This window comes from Pseudomonadota bacterium, assembly GCA_016195085.1.
In the GTDB taxonomy this organism is placed as follows: Bacteria; Pseudomonadota; Alphaproteobacteria; order SHVZ01; family SHVZ01; genus JACQAG01.
Genome location: JACQAG010000083.1, coordinates 47,558 through 57,380, shown reverse-complemented (window position 1 = coordinate 57,380; position 9,823 = coordinate 47,558). Strand labels below are relative to the sequence as shown.

Here is a 9,823-nt window from a genome sequence, read left to right as displayed (position 1 = left end):
GGCCGTGGTTTCCCTACCGACTCCCATCCGGTAGGCTCGTCTGGCGATAAACACCGGGACGCAGTTCGCCGTGGTTTCCCTACCGACTCCCATCCGGTAGGCTGCCCGCATCCCGACGACATCGTAATTGCCGGCCGTGGTTTCCCTACCGACTCCCATCCGGTAGGCTCCGTCGCCCCTTCCAGGTCGATGCATTTTCGCCGTGGTTTCCCTACCGACTCCCATCCGGTAGGCTGCTGTCTCCTGTCGAGGCGCGATCCAAGCTGCCGTGGTTTCCCTACCGACTCCCATCCGGTAGGCTGCCTATCTGTACGGCTCAAGGGACCCCCGCGCCGTGGTTTCCCTACCGACTCCCATCCGGTAGGCTCCCAGCGATCGAAGCTATTGGAAATGCTCTGATTTTTGCCTTCTTACCGAGGCCGAAATCAGAGCAGGACCATCTGCTGAGGGGCGACTCTCTCATTTTTCGTCATCTCTCCGAGCAACAGTCGCATCCGACCGTATTGCTTATCGGTCACTTGCAGGGCTCGCACGCTGCCTTTTCCCGGCAAATTCTTGGTGACGCGCTGAACGTGCTTCTCGGCCGCCTCCTCGCCGCGGCACACGCGCGCATATACCGACCATTGCAGCATCATATAACCGTCGTCCTTCAGAAAATTGCGGAAACGCGTCGCGGCGCGCCGCTCGCCCTTGGTCCCGACCGGCAAATCGAAGAAAACGAACATCCACAAGATGCGGACCTCTTCGACTTTCATCAAAAGCGCTCACGCTCGAGAAGCAAAAGCCGGGAGCTCGAGAATATCAGCCGTCGAGCCCTCCATCGCACGCACCAGCGATTCCGCCGTCCTCTCGGCGGCCACGAGCAACGTCACGGTTTCGTCCGACATCTTGGCTTCGGCGAGAAGAACGCCCGCCATGGCGCGCCGGTCGTCGATTGTGAGGTCGTCACGCGACGGCCGGCCCGCATCCGCCGTCTTCCACGCCAGGGAGTCGACGAAGGGCCGAAACGGCTCGACGATGTCGTCTGCGAGATTGAAGGCGTTCGTGACGCTCGCATGGTTGAGGCCGAAGGCCGGAAGCAGGCCCGCAGCCACGAGCGAGCGAGCAACGCCGGCCCGAACAACGGCGTAGCCGTAATTCAGCAGCTTGTTCCGCTTATCCCCGCCATCCTCGCGGCGGAACTCGGGCCATAGCTGCGTCCAATAATACCTGGCTGCCCTTGCCTCGACGTTGCGCGGGTCGCCGGACCCGACGAGATGCGCCATTTCCCGAAGCGTGCGCGCGCCGCCGCGGTGGGCGACGTGGAGCGCTTCCGCCTGATTTTCGATTTTGGCGCGCACGATCCTTCGCCAGAGCCGCTTCTTCAGGGGCGCGCCTATAGCCGCCTGCCGATGCGCGATCTCACCCTGACGGAAATGCCGGTGAAAGGGTAGCAGGACGCCGGACGGCGTGTGAGTCTCGTCGGTCGCGATCAATGCAATGCCCGCCGACATGCACGCGGAAAGCAAGCTTCCGGTCAAAGTAGATTGCGGCGTATCGAGGACGATCCAGGCAAGATCTTCGAGCGGGACGCGCACGTCCCCATCGTCTTGGGCGATCGTCACTTGTCCGTCGGCCAAAGCCAGCCGCGACGGCTTCGTTACGTGCAGGCCGCGCCATGCCATGTGCGGATCTCCCGCGCAATCTCGAAGCGGCGACCGAGGCGATCAACGGTGAACTTGCGTAAATCCTTGAGCGTCCTACCGCCAATACCGTCTCGAACCTCCTGTTTGGTGTGATGGGGAGAGACCGCCAATGCTCCCGTGTTGCGGTTGACACCTCGCAGGTAACCCTCGATCACTTCGCCGTCGGACTTTATCAGCTCAACGAAGCTCAGCGGATAGAGGCTCCAGCGAAACTCGTAGGTCTCGTCCACGTCGGGCCACAGCTCTTCCGGCGTGTTACCCTGCACGGCCTTGTTTGGCGGCGTCGGCCAATCCATTGCGTTGGCCACCTGATGCGGGTAGACCGGAACAAAAAAATACTCCCACAAATTCCTCCGGTTCTTCTTTCGGAAGACATCGACGCGCACCATTTCCCCCCGATCGGCAACGCCACTGCGTATGAGGACGTCAGCCTTCTTGTTGGTCCGCAGTCGAACCTTCGCGATGGGATCTCCCTTTGGAGACAGCGGGCGCCGGTCTTTCGGCTTGCCGGCCGCGATCCATTCCCGGAGCGCTCCGACCAGCTTGGCGTTTCTCTCGGCATCCTTGATTCGCGCCAGATCGCTTTCCGTCACCGCGTCGACGCTTTTGCGCTCATAGACGATATGCTTTCCATCGGTCTCGACGATCTGACGGATGGTTGCGCCATGCGCTTCTCCGCGTGCGCGCCGTCGCTCGGCCCGCGAGACGAAGACGGCGTCGAGCTTCGCTCTTGCCTCCGCTGCAAAACCGAGCCATGGCGGATCAAGCCTTTTGAAGTCGCGATGCGCGCCGAGCTTTTCCGCTTCCTGAAACGCGCGAGTCAGCTCTTGCAGTTCGCCCTCCGTCGTCGCTGCGACGACGAGCGCGTCGAGCGCGTGGTGGCGGTCGTCATCGACGCGTTTGCCATCCGCGTCCTTCTTCAAGTCTTGGACGCCCCATCCCCTGCGCAACAGGCTCGTCAAGCGGCCGGGCCGGGCGAGAACATGACGCCGCCCATCGTCTGGGTACATCCGCGCCACCACATCGGCCAAGAGACGGCAAGCGTAGCGCGTGTCGTTGAGGTTTCGCGGACGGAACTTCTCCTCGAGAATCGACGAATCCTTGAGAAGGTAGTTGCGCTTCTTGCGGCCCTTCATGCTTTTGTTGGTTTCGATGCCCTCGGCGAAGGCCGCCCACTCGGCATCGGTCCGCTCGGCCTTGAACCATTCCCAAGGTGTGCGGCCCTTCTTTTGCTGATTGGCGCTCGCAAGGCACAGCGTTTTGTTGACGAACGAATCGTCGCCAGCGCGGCTCCACGGCAGAATGTGATCGATCTGCACCGAGTTGTCTGACGCGACGATGGCGTTCGGATGGATTACCCGGTCTGTGTAGAGGCAACGGCCGTTCTGCTCGCGCCAGAGCTCGAAGCGGAGGAGGTCTTCGCCGCTCGTTGCTTCGCTCCCGACCGTTTCCAGGAAATGCTCGCGGAGGCGGTCCTTTTCCCTATTGCGCCTGTCGATGCCGATCCTTATCTCGTCGCGCTCTTCCTTGCTCTTCCCGACGTCGCGTGCGAGCTCGATGTGAACGTGCTCCGGCAAGCCGTGCTCGCGTATGACGGCACGCACTTGCTTGATTGCCTCCGTCAGCGCCTTGCGGGCAACGGGACTGCCAATCTTGCTTGGATCGGCCTCGGGCGGCGCAGCGTGATTGTAACCAGGCACTTCTTCGCACGCTCGCGAATAGACAAGACCGTGCTTGAGATGGGGAATCAGCTTCCGGCACGCTTTGGCGGAGATATGGCCCGCTCCGCTGAACTGGCCGAAGTCCCCGTCCTCCACGCCCTTCATCACGGCGTCGACGATGACTTGATCGAGACCGATCTCATCGAGACCGGCGCGGATCGACTTCGGGTCTTCGCGAAAGGAGAGTACGAAAGCGATCCGGTCGAGCGTGCCGGGGGCAGCCAGCAACGTTCTCCAGGCGCTGCCCAGGATCTTCCGGAGCGCATAGGTGCCGGAAGCCATGTCGCCGGTCCTTGCGACGACGTCGCGTCGTCCCTCGTCGTCGAGCGGGACACCGGCAAAGCGCTGTTCTTCGTGTAGTTCTATACGCTTGCGCATTCGCTTGAAGGTCATTCCTCGGAACGCGCCGAAATCCTTGCTTGCGGCGTCGATTTCTTCTGGCGTCAACGCCCGCTCTTCCGAGAACGATTGAATGCGCACCGCCGCGAGCCGCGAGAGCAAGCGAAATAGCTCAAATGAATAGCATCGCTTCGCCGCCCGTTTTTCGCCTGGCTCGAACGGGCATTCGCCGACCTTGTCCTCGCTGTCGGCCAAGGGTCGCTGATAGAAAGCCGCGTCGGTGAACCTTGCCTCCAGCTCTGCGGTCGCCATGACATTGCCGGCGGCACGCTGGCGTTCGAACAGGATGCGTACCTCCTGCTCTTGATCGCCGCGGAGAATCGATCGGGTGAAGTCGCCATCTCGATTGTGTTTGCGGGCGATGTACGCTGGGTCCTTGGCAAACATCTCGCCAACCGTGCGGTAGGTCTTCATACGCTCGCGCGTAGCGTCAATCGCGCCCAGCATCTTCGAGGAATCCTTGGGCGCGTTCGCGCCGCGATCGCGCTTGCTGTTTGACTTGAAACCGCGATGCTTCGCAATGTGGCCGAGCGCCACGGCCAATTCCGGTCCGGTCAGCTTCCGCTCCAGCCCATCCGCTCTCAATGCCCAAGGATCGAGGCCCCGAATCTTGAGCGCGCCCTTGCGGTCGTCGGCAATCAATCCCGCGTCTTGGAAAAGTTGCCGCAGCCCGTTCATGCGTTGGCGTCGGCGTCCGATGACTCTCCTAAGCCCTCGATGTTCGCGGCGAAGCTGATTGGTCGGTGTTCGCTCTTTATCGGTTTCGGGCACATCGAAGGTCCGCACGCCCATGTCGATGATGCGGCCCGCAGGCTTCGTCTCGTCGATGACGGCCCATCCGCACGAGCCGATTCCAAGATCGAGGCCTAAGATCAGGCCTTTTCGAAGGTTTGCGGCTGTTGCCATCGGATTCGCCGAGTTATCCACAAGTCAGCGATTATTGACATTGCATAGGAGGGGTTGCAATCTCTGCGTCGGGAGTCGGTTGGGAAACCACGGTAAGGTGGTTTATCCACTCGAAGGATTACCCCTTGGCCGAAAGGCCAAGGGGGATTCCTCAAGAGCCTTCAACGGGCGAGACCGGCAGCTCTCTGTTTGCTCAGGCGTGCCGTAGGTGCGCGCCCAGCGTCCCCGTGAGCTGCTCCAGCACATCGGCGACCATCGTTTCGGTCAAGCGGCGCGCGTAGGGATCGCCGTCGGCGAGCCATAGCCCGCGCTCCTGAGGCCGGAGGCGAGGCCAATGATCCGCGCCTCGTGGTCCCAGACGGCAGATCCGCACAGGGCGAAGCGGAGCAATGATGATGCCCGGGGCCGGTCATTGACAGGATCCGAACCGCCCTTCATCCTCCAACTGAAATTTTAAATTTCAGACTGGCCTACCTTGGCGATCATCCGGGAAACCCTTGCCGTTCAGAGCTACACCGAGCTGAGACGCCGCATTCTGGCGCTCGAGTTCGAGCCCGGTCATCGCCTCGACGTCGACCGTCTCGCCGAGGAGCTGACGGTGAGCGTCTCGCCGATCAAGGAGGCGCTGAAGCAACTGGAGAGCGAGGGGCTGGTCGAGGTGCTGCCGCGGCGCGGCACCGTCATCCGCGAATTCGATGCCGCCGACGTCGCCGACCTCTACGAGGCGCGCGAGATCGTCGAGGCTGCCGCCGTCCGCATGCTGATCGGTGCGGGCGCTGAGCGTCCCCTCCTCGGCGACCTCACCCGGAGCATTGCCGACTTCACCTCCGCCTGCGAGCGCGGGCGCATCGTCCGCGCCGATGCGGCGCTGGCCGCCGATAACCGGTTCCACGTGCTCATCGTGTCGGCGACCGGGAATCGTCGGCTTGCCGCCATCCATGCCGCGCTGATCGACCAGTCGCATCTGGTCCGCCGCTTCTCCATGCGCCTTGACCGGGCCCAAGGGACGATGGACGAGCATCAGTCGATTCTGGTGGCACTTGCCGCCGGCAACCAGGACGAGGCGGAGCGTGCCTTGCGCCGGCACCTCGCCCAGGCCCGCGACGCGATCGTGCGGGAGATGATCTCTCGGTCCGCTGTGAAGACGGCGTCGGCGTCCGGCCCCACATCCTCGAAGCGACGACGGAGCTGAGCCGACCCCAGGGGCGTTGGCGCATCCATGCAGGCGAAGGCGGGACACACCGCCCAGACGAAACAGACCAGGCGGAAAATGTTCTACTTCGACTTCTCGGGCACCTTCGCTCGCGGCGATCTCCTGGCGAAGGGTGCGGCACTGACCCTGGCACTCTCCGCCGCCGCCATGATCCTCGGCATGACCGTGGGCCTTCTCGGCGCGCTGGCGCAACGGAGCCGCAATCCGATTCTGCGCGGCGCGGTCATTGTCTACGTGGAGGCGATCCGCAATACGCCGTTCCTGGTGCAGATCTACATCGTCTATTTCGGCCTGCCGGCGCTCGGCATCCGGCTGACGTCGGTCGCCGCCTCGATCCTGGCGCTCACCATCTATGCCGGCGCCTATGTAACGGAGATCCTGCGCGCCGGCATCGAGACGGTGGAACGAGGCCAGGTGGAGGCGGCCCGCGCGCTCGGCCTTTCGCGGCTCCTGATCTTCCGCCACGTCATCCTGACGCCGGCGCTGGCCGCGGTCTATCCGGCACTCACCAGCCAATTCATCCTCTTGATGCTGGCCTCATCGGTCTGCTCGACAATCTCGACGCCCGAGCTTGCCGGTGCGGCCGCCGATATCCAAGGCCTGACCTTCCGCGCCTTCGAAGCCTTCATCGTCGTCGCCGCGGTCTATCTCGCCTTCACGTTGATGTTCCGCACCGCCTTCGCCCGCCTCGACCGCGTGATCTTCCGTTTCCGTCACGCCGGGGGCTGAGGGCCGGACGATGTTCCAGACCTTCTCGGCCAATCACGTCTTCTTCCTCGGCCAGGCGGCGCTCTGGACGTTGATGCTGTCCTCGCTCGCCTTCCTCGGCGGCACCGTCGGGGGCCTGCTGCTTACCTTGCTGCGGACGGCGCCGAGCGTCCCCCTCAATTTGCTTGCACGCGGTTACATCACGGCGATCCAGGGGACTCCGCTTCTGGTTCAGCTCTTCCTCGCCTATTTCGGCGCCGCGGCACTCGGGCTGCAGGTGCCGCCGCTGATGGCGGCGGCGATCGCCTTCACGCTCTATGCCAGCGCCTTCCTCGGCGAGATCTGGCGGGGGGCGCTGCAGTCGATCGCGAAAGGGCAATGGGAATGCGCCTACGCGCTCGGCCTCGACTGGCCGAAGACCATGCTGCTGATCATCGTCCCGCAGGCAGTGCGCTCGGCCGTGCCGCCGACGGTCGGGTTCCTGGTCCAGCTGGTCAAGAACACGGCACTCGCCTCGATCATCGGCTACACGGAGCTGACCCGCGCCGGTCAGATCGTCAGCAACGCTACGTTCCAGCCGCTGCCGGTGTTCATGACGGTCGCCGTCTTCTACTTCTCGCTCTGCTTTCCGCTGTCTCTTGCGAGCCGTGCCCTCGAGGCGCGGCTCCTCGGTCGTCGTCCGGTACCACTCATCGATTAGGGAGGAACTCGTGAAAAGATTGATTGCTGCCGTCGCCGCGCTCGCCTTCGTCGGATTCGCCTCGGCATCCGCCTACGCCCAGAGCACGCTGGATGAGGTCATCAAGAGGGGCACGCTGGTCATCGGCGTCTCGCTCGGCACCCCACCCTTCGGCATCACCAATGCCACCATGGAGCCCGACGGCTTCGATGTGGACATGGGCAAGCTCATCGCCCGCGATCTCGGCGTGAAGGCGCAGTTCGTCGACATCGTCGCCGCCGCCCGCATCCCGAGCCTCACCACCAACAAGGTCGACATCGTGGTCTCGTCGTTCTCGATCACCGCCGAACGGGCGAAGGCGATCAACTACTCGAACGCGATCTATGTCGATCAGCAGGTGGCGCTGGCGCCCAAGGCCTTGTCGCTCGCCAGTCTGGATGACTTCAAGGGCAAGCGCCTGGGCGTCACCCGGTCGACCACCAACGACATCGTCGCTACCAAAAAGGCCGTCGAAGGCACCAACATCCAGCGCTATGACGACGACGCTTCGACCAACCAGGCGATGCTCGCCGGCCAGATCGACGGCATGGTGACGAGTGCCGCGACCGCCGCCGCCATCATCGGCCGCGACCCGAAGCTGGAAATCAAATTCGTCGTCGCCGAGGCGGCGATGGGCATTGGCCTGCGTCGCGGCGATGCGGACCTCTTGCGCTGGCTCAACACCGAGATCTATCTCCTGTGGGCCAACAAGGAGATCCAAGCGCTCCAGCAGAAGTGGATGAAGACCGTCAACAAGGAGCTGCCGCGCTTCTGAGACGGATCGGCAGGGCCGTGATCGGCACGGCCCTGCCGACGTCTTAAGGCCGGCCTAATTCGAGGCGCCGCGAAGCTCTCGGGCTATCCACGGCGCCTGGGTTCCGAGCCTAGCGTACTTCGTAGCCGCTCCAGCACCTCCGCGAACATCGCCTCGGTCAGCCGCCCGGTATTGGTGTTCCGGCAATACGTAGAGATCCGCTGCCCGGAGGGCGCAGCACTTGCCTCAATCCCGGTTGAATGAATCCTATAGACTTGGGATTCTTTGCCTCCGCCGCTCCGTACGATCAACGGGGAAGACTTAGGCATTCGAGCTGACAAGGTCTCGATCTGGTGGGCTGATTGGATGGCCGACTTTCTCAAGCCGCCGCGCGAGCTGGGCGACAAGACCGGGCCAGGCGTCCCGTTGGGCGGTCGTGCCATCATTGCCAAGGCCGAAGGCGCGACCAAGCGACACCTGCAGCGCGTCAACTATCGGACCATCGCCAAGGAGTCGCTTGACCGGTTGCGCGTGCTGCTGCCCCAGCTGACGGATCACCCTGATAGCGCCGACATTGCCAAGAAGATCTATGAAGTCGCCCATAACTTGCGCGGCGAAGGCGCCAGCTTCGGATACCCGGCCATCTCCAATGTGGCAGAGTTGATTTGCCGTCTGATCGAGCGCCCGAGCGAGCGAACAGGACGACAGCTCAGAATTCTCAACGTGCAGATCGACGCATTGCGGGCGATGGTGCGGCACAACATCAAGGGTGCACCGCAAGGCATCGCGCTTGAGATCATTACTGCGCTGGCGACTCTGGTCGACCGCGTTGCCGCTTTGAACCGAAATCGCTAGAGCGGTCCGCCCTCCTCGTGCGCGCCGATCCACCATCTACTCGATGGCAGATTGCTCCGGGCGCCCCGGTGCTCGGTCAAGCGTGGCCTTTAACTGCGCCAGCACCTCGGCGAACATCGCCTCGGTCAGCCGCCCGGTGTTGGTGTTGTAGCGCGAGCAATGATAGCTGTCGGCGAGCCAGTGCGGCCGCTTCAGGCGATAGAGCGCACCGTGGCGGAAGGGATGCGCGGCCAGCCGCTCGCCCGAGGCCTTCAGCACCGCGCCATGGGCGATGGCACCCAAGGCCAGCACTGCTTCCAGCCGCGGCATCGCCGCCATCTCGGCGATGAGGAACCGGCGGCAGATTGTGGCTTCCGCCGGGGTCGGCTTGTTCGCCGGCGGCACGCAGCGGACCGCATTGGTGATCCGGCAGTCGACGAGCTCGAGTCCGTCATCGGGCCTGGCAGCGTAGTCGCCGCGGGCAAAGCCGTGGCGGATCAGCATGGGATAGAGCAGCTCGCCCGCATAGTCGCCGGTGAACGGCCGGCCGGTGCGGTTGGCGCCCTTCAAGCCCGGGGCGAGCCCGACGATCAAGAGCCGCGCCGTCCCGGCTCCGAAGGACGCGACCGGCGCATTGTGCCAGTCGGGGTGGTGCTGACGCTGCGTTTGGCGGAACTCCGCGAGGCGCGGACAGAGCGGGCAGTCGCGGGCGGGCGCCTCGGCGTCCATGGAGCGCTCAGCTCGCGGCGAGCCCCCACCCCAACCCTCCCCCGCCTGGCGGCGAGGGAGGGGGCACGAAACTGCGCTGTTCGGCCCCCTCCCTCACGCGTGAGCGTGGGGGAGGGTTGGGGTGGGGGCACACGGCGCCAGACCGGAAACCAGCCG

At 63.8% G+C, this 9,823-nt stretch carries 9 protein-coding genes and 1 CRISPR repeat array; of the genes, 5 read left to right on the top strand and 4 right to left on the bottom strand.

The genetic code is table 11. The annotated features are described in order from the left end of the window. Position 1 precedes the first annotated feature (1 nt). Positions 2 to 367: a CRISPR direct-repeat array (repeat unit 36 nt; unit sequence GCCGTGGTTTCCCTACCGACTCCCATCCGGTAGGCT). Positions 368 to 425: 58 nt separating this feature from the next. Genes cas2 through cas9 form a run of 3 tightly spaced genes read right to left on the bottom strand, consistent with a single transcriptional unit; the run spans position 426 to position 4,711 of the window. After that, positions 426 to 755: a CRISPR-associated endonuclease Cas2 gene (gene cas2 / locus HY058_21655; GenBank protein MBI3499913.1), complete on the bottom strand. Its 330-nt coding sequence runs from the start codon at positions 753 to 755 to the stop codon at positions 426 to 428. A 9-nt stretch (positions 756 to 764) separates the two neighbouring features. Further along, entirely contained in the window at positions 765 to 1,664 is a 900-nt protein-coding gene (gene cas1 / locus HY058_21650) for a type II CRISPR-associated endonuclease Cas1 (GenBank protein MBI3499912.1), read from the bottom strand. Continuing rightward, positions 1,640 to 4,711: a type II CRISPR RNA-guided endonuclease Cas9 gene (gene cas9 / locus HY058_21645; GenBank protein ID MBI3499911.1), complete on the bottom strand. Its 3,072-nt coding sequence runs from the start codon at positions 4,709 to 4,711 to the stop codon at positions 1,640 to 1,642. Before cas9 ends, cas1 begins: the two co-directional genes overlap by 25 nt. Positions 4,712 to 5,186: 475 nt before the next feature. On the opposite strand from cas9, the gene HY058_21640 reads away from it, so the two are divergent. The 5 genes from HY058_21640 to HY058_21620 all read left to right on the top strand — a co-directional run bounded on the left by HY058_21640 (position 5,187) and on the right by HY058_21620 (position 8,959). Continuing rightward, a complete protein-coding gene (locus tag HY058_21640) occupies positions 5,187 to 5,903 on the top strand; it encodes a GntR family transcriptional regulator (GenBank protein ID MBI3499910.1) in 717 nt (238 codons plus the stop codon). Between the two features lie 78 nt (positions 5,904 to 5,981). After that, positions 5,982 to 6,653, top strand: coding sequence for an amino acid ABC transporter permease (locus HY058_21635; GenBank protein ID MBI3499909.1), 672 nt, complete (start codon positions 5,982 to 5,984; stop codon positions 6,651 to 6,653). A 10-nt stretch (positions 6,654 to 6,663) separates the two neighbouring features. Further along, complete coding sequence (locus HY058_21630; protein ID MBI3499908.1) at positions 6,664 to 7,332, top strand: amino acid ABC transporter permease; 669 nt, start codon at positions 6,664 to 6,666, stop codon at positions 7,330 to 7,332. A 10-nt stretch (positions 7,333 to 7,342) separates the two neighbouring features. Continuing rightward, positions 7,343 to 8,125, top strand: a complete 783-nt coding sequence (locus tag HY058_21625; protein MBI3499907.1) for a transporter substrate-binding domain-containing protein — start codon at positions 7,343 to 7,345, stop codon at positions 8,123 to 8,125. Between the two features lie 345 nt (positions 8,126 to 8,470). Beyond that, on the top strand, positions 8,471 to 8,959 hold the full coding sequence (locus HY058_21620; protein MBI3499906.1) for an Hpt domain-containing protein: 489 nt from the start codon (positions 8,471 to 8,473) through the stop codon (positions 8,957 to 8,959). Positions 8,960 to 8,995: 36 nt separating this feature from the next. On the opposite strand, the gene HY058_21615 is transcribed toward HY058_21620, so the two are convergent. Next, positions 8,996 to 9,667 carry a uracil-DNA glycosylase gene (locus HY058_21615; GenBank protein MBI3499905.1) on the bottom strand — a complete coding sequence of 224 codons (672 nt, stop codon included), beginning with the start codon at positions 9,665 to 9,667 and terminating at the stop codon, positions 8,996 to 8,998. Positions 9,668 to 9,823 lie beyond the last annotated feature (156 nt).